The sequence below is a fragment of the Vreelandella venusta genome (assembly GCF_044809155.1).
Lineage (GTDB): Bacteria > Pseudomonadota > Gammaproteobacteria > Pseudomonadales > Halomonadaceae > Vreelandella > Vreelandella venusta_B.
Genome location: NZ_CP085241.1, coordinates 2,721,328 through 2,738,445, shown reverse-complemented (window position 1 = coordinate 2,738,445; position 17,118 = coordinate 2,721,328). Strand labels below are relative to the sequence as shown.

At 56.0% G+C, this 17,118-nt stretch carries 12 protein-coding genes; all 12 read left to right on the top strand.

Annotation, left to right across the window (positions count from 1 at the left end):
* Positions 1-52 precede the first annotated feature (52 nt).
* The 12 genes from pilM (at position 53) to eno (ending at position 16,968) form a co-directional block, all read left to right on the top strand.
* Entirely contained in the window at positions 53-1,114 is a 1,062-nt protein-coding gene (gene pilM / locus LG301_RS12715) for a type IV pilus assembly protein PilM (protein WP_404471525.1), read from the top strand.
* A complete protein-coding gene (locus tag LG301_RS12710) occupies positions 1,111-1,677 on the top strand; it encodes a PilN domain-containing protein (protein WP_404471524.1) in 567 nt (188 codons plus the stop codon). The genes pilM and LG301_RS12710 overlap by 4 nt, the downstream gene beginning before the upstream one ends.
* Positions 1,674-2,318 carry a type 4a pilus biogenesis protein PilO gene (locus LG301_RS12705; RefSeq protein ID WP_404471523.1) on the top strand — a complete coding sequence of 215 codons (645 nt, stop codon included), beginning with the start codon at positions 1,674-1,676 and terminating at the stop codon, positions 2,316-2,318. Before LG301_RS12710 ends, LG301_RS12705 begins: the two co-directional genes overlap by 4 nt.
* Complete coding sequence (locus LG301_RS12700) at positions 2,315-2,836, top strand: pilus assembly protein PilP (protein WP_404471522.1); 522 nt, start codon at positions 2,315-2,317, stop codon at positions 2,834-2,836. Before LG301_RS12705 ends, LG301_RS12700 begins: the two co-directional genes overlap by 4 nt.
* Before the next feature lie 30 nt (positions 2,837-2,866).
* Positions 2,867-4,888: a type IV pilus secretin PilQ gene (gene pilQ, locus LG301_RS12695; protein WP_404471521.1), complete on the top strand. Its 2,022-nt coding sequence runs from the start codon at positions 2,867-2,869 to the stop codon at positions 4,886-4,888.
* Positions 4,888-5,466: a shikimate kinase AroK gene (gene aroK / locus LG301_RS12690; RefSeq protein WP_404471520.1), complete on the top strand. Its 579-nt coding sequence runs from the start codon at positions 4,888-4,890 to the stop codon at positions 5,464-5,466. The genes pilQ and aroK overlap by 1 nt, the downstream gene beginning before the upstream one ends.
* The gene (aroB, locus tag LG301_RS12685; RefSeq protein ID WP_404471519.1) at positions 5,463-6,569 is read left to right on the top strand and encodes a 3-dehydroquinate synthase; all 1,107 of its coding nucleotides are present in this window, start codon (positions 5,463-5,465) and stop codon (positions 6,567-6,569) included. Before aroK ends, aroB begins: the two co-directional genes overlap by 4 nt.
* Before the next feature lie 476 nt (positions 6,570-7,045).
* Positions 7,046-11,488: a glutamate synthase large subunit gene (gene gltB, locus LG301_RS12680; protein ID WP_404471518.1), complete on the top strand. Its 4,443-nt coding sequence runs from the start codon at positions 7,046-7,048 to the stop codon at positions 11,486-11,488.
* Between the two features lie 33 nt (positions 11,489-11,521).
* On the top strand, positions 11,522-12,940 hold the full coding sequence (locus tag LG301_RS12675; protein ID WP_404471517.1) for an FAD-dependent oxidoreductase: 1,419 nt from the start codon (positions 11,522-11,524) through the stop codon (positions 12,938-12,940).
* Between the two features lie 138 nt (positions 12,941-13,078).
* Entirely contained in the window at positions 13,079-14,734 is a 1,656-nt protein-coding gene (locus LG301_RS12670) for a CTP synthase (RefSeq protein ID WP_404471516.1), read from the top strand.
* Positions 14,735-14,746: 12 nt separating this feature from the next.
* The gene (gene kdsA / locus LG301_RS12665; RefSeq protein WP_404471515.1) at positions 14,747-15,610 is read left to right on the top strand and encodes a 3-deoxy-8-phosphooctulonate synthase; all 864 of its coding nucleotides are present in this window, start codon (positions 14,747-14,749) and stop codon (positions 15,608-15,610) included.
* A gap of 68 nt (positions 15,611-15,678) precedes the next feature.
* Positions 15,679-16,968, top strand: coding sequence for a phosphopyruvate hydratase (eno, locus tag LG301_RS12660; protein ID WP_404471514.1), 1,290 nt, complete (start codon positions 15,679-15,681; stop codon positions 16,966-16,968).
* Positions 16,969-17,118: the final 150 nt, after the last annotated feature.

Here is a 17,118-nt window from a genome sequence, read left to right as displayed (position 1 = left end):
AAATCATGTAACCTCAGAACTCGCGAGATTGGCAGGCGGAGCCGAACCCCACATGCGCTTACTTAAACCCACAAAAGGGTTGATTGGTGTCGATATTACGTCGGCAACCGTCAAGCTGTTAGAGCTCAAGCAGTGCAACGATAATTACCAAGTAGAGAGCTACGCTGTACGCCCATTGCGCGAAGGTGCCGTGGTAGAGCGTCGTATCCGCGATATTAACGATGTGGCTAACGTGCTCAGTCGTGCGGTGGAGCATGCCAAGCCGTCTACGCGTAAAGCAGCGGTAGCCGTGCCAGCCAGTGCCGCTATTACGAAAACACTGACGTTTCCGGCATCGCTTAGCGAAGATGAAATCGAAGAGCGGATTGCAGCAGAATCTGACCGCCATATTCCGTTTCCGTTCAGTGAAGTGGCATTTGACTTCCAGTGCTTGGGACCGGCGCCATTCGATGAAGACCAGCAGCAGGTAGCGTTAGTCGCCTGTCGTCAGCAGGATGTGACCCAGCTTACTGAAACCTTAGAGCGCGCGGGGCTTGAGCCAGCCGCTGTTGATGTGGAAACCTTCGCTATGGAGCGCTCGCTGGCCGAGCTGCGCCGCCAGTTAAACGTTGAAAATGACCCAACGGCGTGCGTCGGGCTAGTGGATATTGGCGCCAATATGAACGCGTTTCACGTGGTACGCGGTGGGCAGATTGTCTATAGCCGTGACACGGTGTTTGGCGGGCGCCAGCTTACCGATGCGATTCGTGACCGCTATTCGATGAGTAATGAAGAGGCCGGGTTCGCTAAAAAGCGCGGCGGGCTACCCGACGATTATCAGACAATGGTGCTGAATCCGTTTTTGGAAACCGTGGTACAGCAAGTAGGTCGCTCGCTGCAGCTTTATTACACCGCTGCTCGCCAGCATGAGGTGCAGCACATTGTATTAGCGGGAGGTTCAAGCGTTATTCCCGGCCTTGCCGAACGTATTTCAGAAGATAGCGGTATGTCGGTGACCATTGCGAATCCGTTCCAGCGTATGCGCATCAATAAGCGCCTAAATATTGAAGCGCTCACCAACGATGCCCCTGCCATGTTAACGGCCGGGGGGTTGGCAATGAGGGTAGGCCAGTGAGTATCAATATTAACCTGTTGCCCTGGCGCGAAGAGCGGCGGGAGAAGCGAACCCGCGCCTTTTATGGTGCGGTGCTATTTATGCTGTTACTGGGGGGCGCGTTCGCCTACGCGGTTGCGTACTTTTACCAACAAGAACTTGTTGCCCAGCAGCAGCGCAACGCCCACATCACTTCTTATATAGAGCGGCTGAATCAGGAAATTGCTGATGTACAGCGCTATCAGGCCGATGCGGAGCAGTTAAATGAGCAGCTCCAGCTATTTCAAACGCTGCATCATGAGCGCATCAACACGGTGCGGCTGTTTAATGATTTAGCCGCCAGTGTGGCCCAGGGCGTGGTTTATCAACGCCTTAGTCGAAGTGGTGAGCGTATAAGCCTCTCTGCCGTGGCGGGAAGCGAGCGTCAGGTATCCGAGCAGCTGCGTCAAATTGCCAACATGCCAGGGTTGGGGGTGCCAGTGCTTTCAGAAGTGGCAAGCGGGCAAAGCGGCAGTGAGCGCGTTTTTCAGTTTGAAGTGGTTCAGTCTGCTGAGGAAGTGGCGTCAGAGGAGCAGGAGCCATGAGCTGGAGTCGTGAACGCTGGCGCTTAGAGTGGCAACGCCTTCGACAGCTGGATTGGCAAGCGTTGGACGTTAAAGAGGCGGGAGAGTGGCCCTTCCTACTTAAAGGACTCTGCGGCGTACTCGCCTTCTTGCTCATGTTTGGCGGCGTAAGCTGGTGGTTAGTGGCCGAAAAGCGTGAGCAGCTGGCCATCGAGCAGCGCCAAGAGGCGCGCTTGCTGGGTGAGTATCGCCGCAAAGCAACAGAAGCGGCTTATTTACCCGAACTCCAAAGTCAGCTGGCCATATTGGAAGAGCAGATGGTGAGAATGCGAACCATGCTGCCCACCAGTGCTGAAATACCGTCGCTGCTGGATAGTATTAGTGATGCCGCTGTAGATAACCAGCTAACGATCGAAACGATACGCTTACGGCCGACGGTAAACAACACGCATTACATTGAGCATCCGCTGGATATTCAGGTGCGTGGAGGCTATCACCAGCTAGCGCAATTTGCAGCGGACATAAGCCAAATGGCACGGATTGTTACTCAGCATGATTTCACGCTGGCGCCTGTCGACCAGCAGGGTGATGCGCTAAGGCTCTCTCTACTTGCTCGTACCTACAGCTATATAGAAGAAGCACACGAGGAGGGCACGCCATGAAGCGCTGGGTGTGGGGGTGCTGTAGCCTTATGTTGGTGGGGTGTAGTGATGCACGCATCGATCAGCTAGACGCCACGCTGGCTGATATACGCCGAGCCCCCGGGGGCCAAGCACCGAATATCATATCGCCGATGCCTGACCCACAGCCGCTTGATTACCGGTATGCTGAAGCGCGTAGCCCTTTTCTTGCGCCGGAAAGCGTGCAAAGCCAGGCGCTGTTATCACAGCAAGAAGCGAGTGAGTTTGCCCCCGACTATCAGCGTCCTGCGGAGCCGCTAGAAAGCTTTCAGCTAGAGACGTTACGGTTAGTAGGAACGCTGAGAATGGGAGGTCAGCATATCGCGCTGATTGCCACGCCAGACGGTGATGTGAACAGCGTGGGAGAAGGAAATTATTTAGGCAGTAACCACGGTCAAATTACTCGTATCAGCTCCCAGGAGATCACTATTGTGGAGCGAGTATTTAGCCAACAGCAGGGGTGGCAAGAGCGCCAAGCAGCGCTTGTCATTGATGAATAGTCTTTTTTACTTGTTACTGGATACCACGCTATGGTCGCCGCGCTTCGTCGAATTACGCTGTTATTGCTAGCCCTTACCCCGTCATTGAGTTTGGCTTCGGTGCTTACGGGCATGGACGTACACCAAGCCGACAGCGGGGAGGTGGAATTGGTGCTGCAGTTCAGCGACGGTGTGGCCGAGCTGACCGGCTACCGGCTGGATGCGCCGCCGCGCTTAGCGCTGGATTTAGCCGACACTCAAAGCGGCCTGGCGCAGCGTCGACTCAATGTGGGCAGCGGCGGCGTTGAGCGAGTCACTGCCATTGAAGGTAACGGCCGCACACGACTGGTGGTTGATTTGGTTGAGGCCCTTGATTACCGCTCCCAGGTAGAGGGTGACCAGCTGCGGATTTCCTTCGTGGCCCCTAGCCGCAGTGAACCGGCGCCTGCGCTGGAAACGCTGCAAGGCCCCAGCGTTGAAGATATTGATTTTCGTCGCGGCCCTGATGGTGCCGGAAAGCTGCTTATTACCTTTGATCGAGAAGGCGTGGTTAGCCAAGTACGTGAAGGCAGCGAAGGGCGCGTGGTTGCCGAATTGCGCGATGTTGACCTTCCCGATGCGCTTAATCAGATTTATGACGTGACCGATTTCGCCACGCCGATTACCCGCATTACGCCGCGCCCTGGCCAGCGAGATGTATTGCTTGAGCTGCAAACTGATGGCCCCTACGCGATGATTTCTTCTCAAAGCGGGCGAACGCTAACGATCGAAGTGCAGCCCGTGACGCCTGAGGCGCAGTCGGATCTTGAGCCACAAGAAAATAGCTTCACCGGCGACCGGCTAAGTCTCAACTTTCAAGATATTGAAGTGCGCGCCGTGCTGGCCACACTGGCTGAGTTTACCGGGCTTAATTTGGTGGCAAGCGATAGCGTCACTGGCCGCGTGACACTCAACTTAAACGACGTGCCCTGGGATCAAGCGCTGGCGCTGATACTTCAAAGCCAGGGATTGTCGAGCCGAGAGCAGGGCAATGTAATTGTGGTCGCGCCCGCCAGTGAATTGGCGGCGATTGAGCGTCAAGAAATTGAGGCGCGTAATCAGCGCGAAACGCTCTCGCCGCTGGTCACTGAATTTATCGAAGTTAAATATGCGCGTGCAGAAGACCTCGCTCAGCTGCTGCGCGGCGGCGATGGATTTGGCTTATTGACCGATCGTGGCCGCGTGAGTGTCGACCAGCGCACCAATACGCTATTGATTCAGGATACCGCTGAGCAAGTGCGTGAGGTTATCCGCACGCTAGATCGTCTGGATGTGGCGGTGCGCCAAGTACAAATAGAGGCGCGCATTGTGATCGCACGAGATACTGCCTCGCGTGAGCTAGGCATAAATTGGGGGCTTGATAGTACGCGTGGCTTTTTAGAAGGAGAAGATGGCACGTTTGAAAGGCGAGATATTAACCCAAATGGCATTAATCGTGCCCAGGGTGGGCTGGCTGTCGATCTCGGTTCAACGGGAGCCGCAGGCACAGGCTTCAGCTTTGGCTACCTCTCTGGCGATATATTGCTGGATCTTGAGTTGCGGGCGTTAGAAAGCGAAGGCAAAAGTCAAACAATTTCTCAGCCCCGGGTGATTACCGCTAACCAGCGCACGGCCATTATTCGCCAGGGTGAAGAGCGTGCCTTCCAAAGCGTCGACTCTCAGGGTAATCCCGATACCGAGTTTAAAGAGGCGGAACTCTCGTTAGAGGTGACGCCCCAAATTACGCCAGATAACCGCATCATTATGGATCTGGTGATTAAAAACGATAGCTTTCGCGAGAGCGAATTTGGTGGCGAGCCACCTATTGATACCAACCAGATAGAAACCCAGGTGCTGGTGGATAATGGTCAAACAGTGGTGCTAGGCGGTATTTTAACCACAGAGCAGCTAAGCCAAATTGCTAAAACGCCCTTGCTGGGTGACCTGCCGCTGGTGGGTCGTCTGTTCCGCTATACCCAAGAGAGTAATGAAAAGGTAGAGTTATTGGTCTTTATTACTCCACGACTCCTTGATGATGGTTTGATGATTCGCTGATGCAGGATTTACCCAATCTTTTTTTAATTGGCCCTATGGGGGCTGGTAAAAGCACGATAGGCCGTCTTTTGGCGGGAGAGCTATCGCGTCCTTTTTATGACAGCGACCATGCCATACAGGATCGCTGCGGAGCTGATATACCCTGGATATTCGATGTCGAAGGGGAACCCGGTTTTCGCCAGCGTGAGCTTCAAATGATAGATGAGCTTACCCAGCTGCCAGGGGTAGTGGTGGCTACCGGTGGCGGTGCGGTTCTGCGCGAAGAGAACCGCCGCGCCCTTCGCGAACGCGGTACCGTGGTGTATCTAATGACCACCGTTGACCAGCAGCTTAAGCGCACCGCCAAAGACCGTAATCGCCCCCTGCTGCAGTGCGCCAACCGTGAGCAGGTGCTGAACGATATGTTTGCCGCCCGGGACCCGCTTTATCGGGCCACGTCGGATATCACCGTGCGCACTGATCGGCGCAGCCCTCGGGCCGTAGTCAATGAAATACTGCGCCGTGTGCATCGCTTGATAGACCCGCTGGAAACCGCTGGAGTGCCAAATAAAGTGCCGAATAAAAAGGTATCGCAATGACTGAAACGCTCAATGCCCAGCGCACGTTAACAGTGTCACTTGGTGACCGTAGCTACCCCATCCACATTGGCGCAGGGCTGCTTCAACAGGCTAATGTTCTGACGCCTTATCTGGTTGGTCAGCAGGTGATGGTGGTGACTAATGAAACTATCGCGCCGCTTTATTTAGAGGCACTTTGCGCTACGCTGCCCGACCACCTCGACGTTCAAAGCGTGGTGCTTCCAGATGGCGAACAGCATAAAACCATCGAGCAGGTGGGGCGTATCTGGGATGCGCTATTAGAAGCGGGTTTTAATCGTCGCTGCACGCTCATTGCCCTCGGCGGCGGCGTGATTGGCGATATGGTGGGCTATGCCGCTGCCGCGTATCAGCGCGGCGTGGCGTTTATCCAAGTGCCCACAACGCTGCTCTCGCAGGTAGACTCCTCTGTGGGGGGGAAAACCGGCGTGAATCATCCGCTCGGTAAAAACATGATTGGCGCATTTTGGCAGCCTAAAGCGGTGCTGGTGGATACGGATACGTTAAGCACGCTGCCTAGTCGCGAGCTTTCCGCGGGGCTTGCTGAGGTGATTAAGTACGGGCTGATCCGTGATGAGGCATTTTTAAGCTGGCTCGAAGAGAACATGCAGGCACTTCGTAGCGTCGAGCCTGGTGTGATTGCGGAAGCCATCGCCAAAAGCTGCCAGATCAAGGCAGATATTGTCGCTGAAGATGAGACTGAGCAGGGAGTCCGTGCGCTGCTGAACCTTGGTCACACCTTTGGGCACGCTATTGAAGCGCATCAAGGCTACGGTAACTGGCTGCATGGTGAAGCCGTGGGGGCGGGAATGGCGATGGCAGCAACGCTGTCACACCAATTAGGTTGGGTTGATGAGGCGGCGCTGACAAGAGCGCAGGCAGTCATTCAAAGCGCCGGGCTGCCGCTGGCTGCACCAGCCAATATGTCGGCGGATGATTTTTTAGTGCGTATGCGATTAGATAAAAAAAATATCGACGATAAGCTTCGCCTAGTGCTGCTCAACGCCTTAGGCGATGCCTGTGTAAGCGATGCAGCGCCCGCTGATACCCTGTTGAATCTGCTTGAGGATTATCCTCGCCACTAAAAACGCTTCGTTATTGACACACGGCTCGCTATGAGCGCTGCCCGTATGGAGGAACCCGCCGCTGTGCGGGTTTTTTATTACCTGCGTGTTAGGTGAGAAAAATCGCTTGGCGTTTAATCCGTATGCCTTATGCGCTATCGGCATGGGGTTTTGGTTCGATTTTCGACTAAAGTATATACGCTGTTTTTTATCGTTTAAAAAACGTTTTATGGGTTTGCAAGTGGTTGAAGTGTATGTGTTTTTTATAATTGAGTAAATGTAACTGTAGGATTTGGCGGGGATTTTAGGGGTTTCAGGTGCTGTGAAAGATTGCGCGCGCTAGGGGCGAATCGCTATGCTGAACGGCCATTTCTTGCAGCAGCGGTTAGGGGAAGCTCCCTAAGTGGGCGGGTGATAAGAGAGCCATAAAAAAAGAAAAACCCAAAAATATACCATGTAAACGCTGCTAATAAAACACGCTTAATAGAGGCACGCCCATGAATAGAGGTCTCCACCAGCCCGGCGAGTTTCGCGACAACTGCGGCTTTGGCTTAATTGCCCATATGGAAGGGCAGGCCAGCCACGACTTGCTGAAAACGGCAATTGAATCACTGACGTGCATGACCCACCGTGGAGGCATTGCGGCCGACGGTAAAACCGGCGACGGCTGCGGACTGCTGCTTAAAATGCCTGTTCAGTTTATGCGCGAGGCGGCAAAAGAGGCGCTGGATGCAGAGCTGGGCGAGCAGTTTGCCGTCGGCGTAGTTTTTCTACCCGATGACGATGCGCGTGCCGCCAAGGCCAAAGAGACGCTGGCTGCTGAGCTAAGCACCCGCGGCCTGAACGTATTGGGCTGGCGTGTGGTGCCCACCGACGCCAGCGTTTGTGGGCCCATGGCGCTCGACTGCCTGCCGCGCATTGAGCAACTCTTTGTGCAGCCTGGTAGCAGCGACAGCTTTGCTGTCGACCTGTTCATGGCCCGCCGCTACGCCGAGCAGGCGCTGCGCAAAGAAGAAGAGTTTTATGTCGCGTCACTCTCGTCAGAAGTGGTGTCTTATAAAGGCTTAGTCATGCCGGAAGATTTGCCGGCGTTCTATAAAGACCTAAACGATCCGCGTCTGGAAACGGCTATTTGCGTGTTCCACCAGCGCTTCTCAACCAACACGGCGCCGCGCTGGCCGTTGGCCCAGCCGTTCCGCTTGCTGGCGCACAATGGTGAGATCAACACCATTGAGGCCAACCGTGGTTGGGCGAACTCCCGTAAAGCGAACTTCGTTAACGAGCGCCTGCCGGATATCGCCGAGCTGGATGAAATCGTTAATACCACCGGCTCTGACTCCTCCAGTATGGATAACATGCTGGAAGTGCTGCTGACCGGTGGCATGGAGCTACACCGCGCCGTGCGCATGATGGTGCCGCCTGCCTGGCAGAACGTGGAGACCATGGACGCCGAGTTGCGTGCCTTCTATGAGTACAACTCCATGCACATGGAGCCCTGGGACGGCCCGGCGGGTGTGGTGATGACAGACGGTCGCCAGGCGGTCTGTATGCTGGACCGTAACGGCCTGCGCCCGGCACGTTGGGTGATTACCAAGAATGGCTACATCACGTTGGCGTCCGAGATCGGTACCTACGGCTACAAGCCGGAAGACGTGGTAGCAAAAGGCCGCGTTGGCCCGGGTCAGATCCTGGCCGTGGACACCCAAACCGGTGAAGTCCTGCATACGCAGGATATCGATGCCCGCTTAAAGTCCGCGTATCCCTACAAGCGCTGGCTGAAGCAAGAGGCGAACTACCTGGAGTCAGCGCTAACCGAGTTGGCGCGCTTCCAGACGATGGATACCAACGCGCTGAACGTGCAGCAGAAGATGTTCCAGGTAACGTTCGAAGAGCGCGACCAAGTGCTGCGCCCGCTGGCGGAAAGCGGTCAAGAAGCGGTGGGTTCCATGGGGGACGATACGCCCATGGCCGTGCTGTCGAGCCGTCCGCGCCTGCTAACCGACTTTTTCCGTCAAAAGTTTGCCCAGGTAACCAACCCACCGATTGATCCGCTGCGCGAAGCGATCGTGATGTCGCTGGAAACCTGCTGTGGGGCGGAGTTGAACGTGTTCAAGGCCACGCCGGAGCACGCGCACCGCTTGATTTTGACCACGCCGGTGCTGTCACCCCGTAAATTTACCGCGCTGGTCAGCCAGGATGACCCTGCGTTTGCCAGCCACACGCTGACGCTTGGATATGACCCTGAGCAGACAACCCTGCAGCGGGCCGTGACGGCCCTTTGCCAAGAGGCAGAGACGCAGGTAAAAGCGGGTAAAGTGATTCTAGTGCTTACCGATGCGGAGTTGCCTAAAGGCCAACTGCCCATTCAGGCCGCATTGGCGGTCGGTGCCGTTCACTCGCATCTTGGCCGTTTAGCGCTTCGCCCCAATGCCAACATTGTGGTGGAAACCGGCTACGCTCGTGATGCCCACCAAATGGCGGTGCTGTTTGGCGTAGGCGCGACGGCGGTCTATCCGTGGCTTGCTTATCAGGTCATGGCCGATATGCACCGCACCGGCGAGCTAAGCGGTAACCCTGCTGATGCCCGCGAGAACTACCGTAAAGGCCTGCAGAAAGGGCTGTTCAAGATTCTCTCTAAAATGGGTATCTCGACGCTAGCCTCCTACCGTGGCTCCATGCTGTTTGAAGCGGTGGGTCTGTCTGATGAAATCATGGACACCTGCTTTGTGGGTATGGCGTCGCGCATTCAGGGTGCTGGCTTTGCCGAACTGCAGCTGCAGCAAGAGATACTGGCTAAAGATGCTTGGATTGCCCGTAAAGGGATTTCCCAAGGCGGCATGCTCAAATACGTGCATGGCCACGAATACCATGCTTATAACCCTGATGTGGTGAAGTCTCTCCAGGAGGCGGTGCAGGAAGGCAGCTACACTAAGTGGAAGAAGTTTGCCCAACTGGTGAACGAGCGTCCGGTGGCCACCATTCGTGACCTGTTAACGCTCAAACCCGCTGAAACGCCCATGCCGCTGGAAGAGGTTGAGTCGGTTGAGGCGCTGATTCCGCGTTTTGACAGCGCCGGTATGTCGCTGGGGGCGCTATCGCCTGAGGCCCATGAGGCGCTGGCCCAGGCCATGAACGAGGCGGGCGGACGCTCCAACTCCGGTGAGGGCGGTGAAGACCCGGCCCGCTACGGCACTATCCGCAGCTCAAAAATCAAGCAGATCGCCTCTGGCCGCTTCGGCGTTACTCCGGCGTATCTAGTGAATGCTGAAGTGCTGCAGATCAAAGTCGCCCAGGGCGCGAAGCCAGGCGAAGGCGGCCAGCTGCCGGGCGGCAAAGTCAACCAGCTGATTGCTCGGTTGCGCTACTCGGTACCCGGCGTCACGCTGATTTCACCGCCGCCGCACCACGATATCTACTCGATTGAAGATTTGGCGCAGCTAATCTTTGATCTCAAGCAGGTCAACCCAGATGCCCAGGTGTCGGTGAAGCTGGTCTCCGAACCCGGCATTGGTACCATTGCCACCGGGGTCGCCAAGGCCTACGCGGATTTGATTACCGTCTCTGGCTACGACGGCGGCACGGCGGCCAGCCCGCTTACCTCGATTAAGCATGCCGGTTCCCCTTGGGAGCTGGGTCTGCCTGAGGTGCACCAGGCGCTGCGCATCAACGGCCTGCGTGACAAGATTCGCCTGCAAACCGATGGTGGCTTAAAAACCGGCCTCGACGTTGTTAAGGCAGCGATTCTCGGCGCTGAGAGCTTTGGCTTTGGTACGGCACCGATGGTGGCGCTGGGCTGTAAGTACCTGCGTATTTGTCACCTGAATAACTGCGCGACCGGTGTGGCAACGCAAGATGACTTCCTGCGCGGCGAGCACTTCCGCGGCACCGTGGATATGGTTAAAAACTACTTTCGCTTTATTGCTGAAGAAGTGCGCGAGCTGATGGCTATGTTAGGCGTGCGCAAGCTTACTGATTTAATCGGTCGCACTGACCTGCTGGAAGTACTGGAAGGCAGCACTTCGTCCCAACGCAAGTTGGATCTTACGCCGCTGCTGGCCAACGACTTCGTGCCTGCCGATGCACCGCAGTTCTGTGAAGTAAGCCGCAACGTGCCCCACGACCCCGGTGCCAAAAACCAGGAAGTGTTGGCTGCGCTAAAAGAGGCGATTGAAAACCAGTCAGGCGGTACCTTCGACTTCACGATCACGAACTGTGACCGCAGCGTAGGGGCGTTGACCTCCGGTGCCATCGCCAAGCGTTATGGCGAAGATGGTTTGGAAGCAGCGCCAGTCACCGCACGCTTTACCGGTGTGGCAGGCCAGAGTTTTGGCGTGTGGAATGCGCGTGGCCTCAACCTCTATTTGGAAGGCGATGCCAACGACTACGTCGGTAAAGGCATGAATGGCGGCAGCATTGTGATTGTGCCGCCGAAAGTCAGCCAGTTTGAGAGCCATAAAACGGCCATCATTGGTAACACCTGCCTCTACGGGGCAACGGGCGGCACGCTGTTTGCAGCTGGCACTGCGGGCGAGCGCTTCGCGGTTCGTAACTCCGGTGCGATCGCTGTGATTGAAGGCGCCGGCGACCACTGCTGTGAATACATGACCGGCGGTTTGGTCTGCGTGCTGGGTGAAACCGGCGTTAACTTTGGGGCGGGTATGACCGGTGGCTTTGCCTACGTGCTGGATGAAGACCGTACCTTTGTCGACAAGTACAACCACGAGTTGGTTGAGATCCACCGAGTCAACACAGAAGCGATGGAAGCGTATCGCCGCCACTTGCGTGAAATGATTGAAGCCTATGTCGCGGCAACAGGCTCTGATCGTGGCGCGGCGATTCTGGAAGACTTCGGCGACTACGCGCGCCACTTCTGGCTAGTGAAGCCAAAAGCGGCAAGCCTGGGTAGTTTGCTGAATCAATCTCGGCGTCAGCCGGAATAACCTACCAGCGCCTACGCTTCGAGGAGAGAGATCATGGCCAACCGTTTAAATAACGATTTCCAGTTTGTTGATGTGGGTCGTAAAGACCCACAGAAAAAAGCCGCTCACACCCGGTCAAAAGAGTTCGCGGAGATTTACGAGCCCTTTAAACCCACCGATGCAGCCAGTCAGGCGCATCGCTGCCTGCACTGTGGTAACCCCTACTGCGAGTGGAAGTGCCCGGTACACAACTACATTCCCAACTGGCTGCAGCTGGTGGTGGAAGGCAACATCATTGAAGCGGCCGAGCTTTCCCACAAAACCAACTCGCTGCCGGAAGTGTGCGGCCGCGTGTGCCCCCAAGATCGTCTGTGTGAGGGCGACTGCACCCTGAACGACGGCTTTGGCGCGGTGACGATTGGTTCGGTGGAGAAGTACATTACCGACACCGCCTTCGCCATGGGCTGGCGCCCGGATATGTCCAAGGTAGAGTGGACCGACAAGAAAGTTGCCATCGTCGGTGCAGGCCCTGCGGGCCTGGGCTGTGCCGATATTCTGGCGCGCAACGGCGTTAAACCGGTGGTGTTCGATAAGTACCCTGAAATTGGTGGTCTGCTGACCTTTGGTATTCCAGAGTTCAAGCTGGAAAAGAACGTTATGGAGCGCCGTCGTGCGGTGTTCGAGGAGATGGGCGTTGAATTCCGCTTGAATACCGAAATCGGCACCGACGTAGAGTTCGAGACTCTCTTGCAAGAGTACGATGCGGTTTTCCTAGGCATGGGTACTTACAAATACATGCAGGGCGGCTTCCCTGGAGAAGATCTGCCCGGTGTTTATAAGGCGCTCGATTTCCTGATCGCCAACGTCAACCGTCGCTTGGGCTTCGAGAAAGACCCGAATGACTTTATCTCCATGGAAGGTAAGCGCGTGGTGGTGTTAGGGGGTGGTGATACCGCCATGGATTGTAACCGCACCTCGATTCGTCAGCGGGCCGCTAACGTGACCTGTGCTTACCGCCGTGATGAAGAGAACATGCCGGGTTCGCGCCGTGAAGTCGCTAATGCGCGTGAAGAGGGCGTCGAGTTTCTGTTCAACCGCCAGCCGGTGGCGGTCGTGGGAGAAAATAAAGTCGAGGGTGTGAAAGTGGTTCGCACGCGCCTGGGTGAGCCGGACGAGAATGGCCGTCGTCGTCCAGAAGTTGTGCCAGGGTCTGAAGAGATCATCGCCGCCGACGCGGTCGTAGTGGCATTTGGTTTTCAGGCAAGCCCGGCACCGTGGTTCGATAGCGCCAAGATCGACGTTAACGAGTGGGATCTGGTCAAAGCCCCTGAACATGGCCAATACGCTTTCCAAACCAGCAACGAGAAAATCTTTGCCGGTGGCGATATGGTGCGCGGCTCTGACTTAGTGGTCACCGCGATTTATGAGGGTCGCCAAGCGGCAGAAGGCATTTTGGACTACCTGGGCGTGTGATATTGGATAGTGAGGGGCGATGTTGCCCCTCAACTAGAGCAGTTCAAATTGAGCCGCAAGGCGTCTTCTGCTATTCTGTCGTCCCATCCTGGTGTGGCTTTCTGTTACGCCTTTTGATCACGTTTCGACAGGTTTTCCATGACACGATATATCTTCGTGACCGGCGGCGTTGTGTCCTCTCTTGGCAAGGGCATTGCGTCTGCCTCGCTGGCGGCGATTCTAGAGGCCCGCGGCCTTAAGGTCACCATGCTCAAGCTCGACCCCTACATCAACGTGGACCCGGGCACCATGAGTCCTTTCCAGCACGGCGAGGTGTTTGTCACCGAGGATGGCGCCGAGACGGATCTGGACCTTGGTCACTACGAGCGTTTTATTCGTACCAAAATGACCCAGGGTAACAACTTCACCACCGGCCGTGTGTACGAAAACGTACTGCGCAAAGAGCGCCGTGGCGACTACCTAGGAGGCACCGTCCAGGTCATTCCGCACATTACCGATGAGATCAAGCAACGCGTCTACGCCGGTGGTGAAGGCTTCGATGTGGCGCTGGTGGAGATCGGCGGTACGGTGGGCGATATCGAATCGCTGCCGTTCCTGGAATCGATTCGCCAAATCCGCAGCGAGCTAGGGGCAAGCCGCGCGATCTACATGCACTTGACCTTGGTGCCGTACATCAAGACCGCTGGCGAAACCAAAACCAAGCCGACCCAGCACAGCGTGAAAGAGCTGCGCTCTATCGGTATCCAGCCGGATATTTTGATTTGCCGCAGCGAAGTCGAGCTTGAAGAGAGCGAGCGTCGCAAAATCGCCCTGTTCACCAACGTGGAAGAGCGTGCGGTGGTGCCGTTGCAAGACGCCGACACTATTTACCGTATTCCGCTGATGCTTCACGAGCACGGCCTGGACGATATCGTTTGCGACAAGCTGCGCCTGGAAGCTGCGCCTGCGGATCTTTCTGAGTGGGTGAAGGTACTGGATGCCAAGCTAAACCCGCTGAAGTCTGTGAGCATCGCCATGGTCGGTAAGTACATGGAGCTGCTGGATGCTTACAAGTCGCTGAACGAAGCGCTGATCCATGCGGGCATTCAAGGCCGTATTAAGGTCAACATCGACTACATCGACTCCGAAGACATCGAACGCCACGGCACCGAGCGTCTGGCGGGTAAAGACGCCATTCTGGTGCCCGGCGGCTTTGGTGAGCGCGGCGTGGAAGGCAAGATTTTGACCGCGCAGTTTGCCCGCGAAAACAACATCCCGTACCTGGGGATCTGCTTAGGTATGCAGGTGGCGGTGATTGAGTTTGCCCGCAACGTGGCAGGCTGGAAAGATGCCAACTCCACCGAGTTTACTCACGATACGCAACACCCTGTTGTGGGTCTCATCACTGAGTGGATTAACGCAGAAGGCAAAATTGAGCTACGCGACGCGGCCTCTGATTTAGGTGGCACCATGCGTCTAGGCGGGCAGGTTTGTCATCTGGCATCGGGTAGTAAAGCGCGTGCGGCCTATGGCGCTGATGAAATTGTTGAACGCCACCGCCACCGTTTTGAAGTCAATAACCAGTTTATTGATGAACTGGAAAAAGCAGGCTTGGTGATTTCAGGTAAGAGCGTTGACCAATCACTGGTTGAGGTGGTAGAGCTTGCCGACCACCCTTGGTATGTCGCTTGCCAGTTCCACCCGGAGTTCACCTCGACACCCCGCGATGGTCATCCGCTGTTCTCTGGCTTTGTTAACGCCGCCGTCGAGCATAAAGCAGCACGTACCCGTGCCCATACGGCGCCTCAAGAGTAAAAGGGGGGAAGCATGGCTTCTCACGCACCAACCCCAGAGCGTCATATCAACGTTGCCGGCCTAACCGCCGGCAATTCTTTGCCGCTGATGTTATTGGGCGGCATGAATGTGTTGGAGTCGGCGGAACTAGCCGATGAAGTGGCACAGGCCTATGTTAACGTGACGCAGAAGCTCGGCATGCCTTATGTGTTTAAGGCAAGCTTTGATAAAGCAAACCGCAGCTCGATTCACTCCTACCGTGGTCCCGGGCTAGAAAAAGGCCTGCAAATCCTGGCCGATATTAAAGCCCGCTACAACGTACCTATCATTACTGACGTGCACGAGCCCTGGCAGGCCGAGCCGGCCGCCGAGGTCGCCGATATTATCCAGCTACCCGCCTTTCTTGCCCGCCAAACCGATCTTGTAGTGGCCATGGCGAAGACCGGGGCCGCGATCAATATCAAAAAGCCGCAGTTTTTGGCTCCTCATGAAATGCGTCATATCCTCACTAAGTTTCAAGAAGCAGGTAACGACCGCCTCATGTTGTGCGAGCGGGGCACCAGCTTTGGCTACAACAACCTGATCGTGGATATGCTGGGCGTTGGCGACATGAAGCAAACCGGCTACCCGGTGTTTTTCGATGTCACCCATGCGTTGCAGCGTCCTGGTGGCCGTGCGGACAGCGCCGATGGCCGACGCGCCCAGGTGGCTGAACTGGCCCGTGCGGGCGTCGCCGTGGGGCTGGCGGGTATTTTCTTGGAGGCCCACCCCGATCCTGACAACGCTAAGTGTGATGGCCCCTGCGCGCTGCCGCTGGACCAGCTAGAGCCGTTCTTGGCGCAGCTGTCGCAGTTAGACGCCCTGGTAAAAGGCTTTAAACCCTTAACCATCCGTTAATCGCGGCGGTCATCCGTGGTATACATTGGATTTCTTATCTATTAGACCGACAACCTAAGGACACTGTCATGACTAAAATTGTTGAAATCAGCGCGCTGGAAGTGCTCGACTCTCGTGGCAACCCCACTGTTCAAGCGACCGTCCGCCTTGAAAGTGGTGCGGTTGGTGACGCCTGCGCGCCAAGTGGAGCGTCCACGGGCTCTCGTGAGGCGCTTGAGCTGCGCGATGGCGACAAGACACGCTACCTCGGCAAAGGTGTTTTAAAAGCCGTTGAAGCCGTGAATGGCAAGATCCGTGATGCGTTGTTGGGAATGGATGCACGGGACCAGCGTGGCTTGGATAACGCCATGCTGGTGCTGGATGGTACCGAAAACAAAGCGACCCTGGGCGCGAACGCTATTTTGGCGGTCTCTCTGGCCGCGGCCAAAGCGGCGGCCAACGCAAAAGGCGTGCCGCTGTATGCTCACATTGCCGAGCTATACGGCCAGCCCGGCCAGTACAGCATGCCGGTACCGATGATGAACATTTTGAACGGCGGCGAGCACGCGGATAACAACGTTGATATCCAAGAGTTCATGGTACAGCCGGTGGGTGCAGCCAACTTCCGTGAAGGTCTGCGCATGGGTGCGGAGATTTTTCACGCGTTGAAGAAAGTGCTCTCTGCCAAAGGCCTCTCCACCTCGGTGGGTGATGAGGGCGGCTTTGCACCGAACCTGGCCTCCAATGCCGATGCCCTGGCCGTCATCAAGCAAGCCGTTGCGGATGCGGGCTACACTCTGGGTAGCGACGTTACGCTGGCGCTGGATTGCGCCTCCTCGGAGTTCTACAAAGATGGCCAGTACAACCTCTCCGGCGAAGGTAAAAGCTATGACGCTGAAGGCTTTGCTGACTATCTAGCAGGGCTGTGCGCCGACTACCCGATTGTTTCTATCGAAGACGGTATGGACGAGTCCGACTGGGCAGGTTGGAAAGCGCTGACCGACAAGCTGGGTGATAAAGTGCAGTTGGTGGGTGATGATCTGTTTGTGACCAACACCAAAATCCTGAAGCGCGGCATTGATGAACAGATCGGGAACTCCATTCTGATTAAGTTCAACCAGATTGGCTCGCTGTCGGAAACCCTGGACGCGATCAAAATGGCCCAGGATGCTGGCTTCACAGCAGTGATCTCTCACCGTAGCGGCGAAACAGAAGATACCACCATTGCCGATTTGGCGGTGGGCACCTGTGCCGGTCAGATCAAAACCGGCTCACTGTGCCGTTCCGACCGGGTGGCTAAGTACAACCGTCTATTGGTGATTGAAGCGGAGCTGGGTGACGTAACGTATCCGGGCTTGAAGGCGATTAAAGGTCAGTGAACGTGAAACGTGGCGCTGGCGTGTAAGAGATGTCTCAAGATTTTGTAAGAGATCTCTTACAAAAGCCGACGACATTCGCTCTGTTTGGGTAAGATAAAACGAAATTTTCCACTAATCTTAATTTAAGTGGCTGATTTTAAATAAGTTAAC

What these genes read in the sequence shown, in the direction of transcription:
- kdsA (WP_404471515.1), top strand. Translation starts at nt 14,747, where the DNA reads ATGGCTTCTCACGCACCAACCCCAGAGCGTCATATCAACGTTGCCGGC.
- LG301_RS12700 (WP_404471522.1), top strand. Translation starts at nt 2,315, where the DNA reads ATGAAGCGCTGGGTGTGGGGGTGCTGTAGCCTTATGTTGGTGGGGTGT.
- LG301_RS12670 (WP_404471516.1), top strand. Translation starts at nt 13,079, where the DNA reads ATGACACGATATATCTTCGTGACCGGCGGCGTTGTGTCCTCTCTTGGC.
- eno (WP_404471514.1), top strand. Translation starts at nt 15,679, where the DNA reads ATGACTAAAATTGTTGAAATCAGCGCGCTGGAAGTGCTCGACTCTCGT.
- gltB (WP_404471518.1), top strand. Translation starts at nt 7,046, where the DNA reads ATGAATAGAGGTCTCCACCAGCCCGGCGAGTTTCGCGACAACTGCGGC.
- aroB (WP_404471519.1), top strand. Translation starts at nt 5,463, where the DNA reads ATGACTGAAACGCTCAATGCCCAGCGCACGTTAACAGTGTCACTTGGT.
- aroK (WP_404471520.1), top strand. Translation starts at nt 4,888, where the DNA reads ATGCAGGATTTACCCAATCTTTTTTTAATTGGCCCTATGGGGGCTGGT.
- LG301_RS12675 (WP_404471517.1), top strand. Translation starts at nt 11,522, where the DNA reads ATGGCCAACCGTTTAAATAACGATTTCCAGTTTGTTGATGTGGGTCGT.
- pilM (WP_404471525.1), top strand. Translation starts at nt 53, where the DNA reads ATGCGCTTACTTAAACCCACAAAAGGGTTGATTGGTGTCGATATTACG.
- pilQ (WP_404471521.1), top strand. Translation starts at nt 2,867, where the DNA reads ATGGTCGCCGCGCTTCGTCGAATTACGCTGTTATTGCTAGCCCTTACC.
- LG301_RS12705 (WP_404471523.1), top strand. Translation starts at nt 1,674, where the DNA reads ATGAGCTGGAGTCGTGAACGCTGGCGCTTAGAGTGGCAACGCCTTCGA.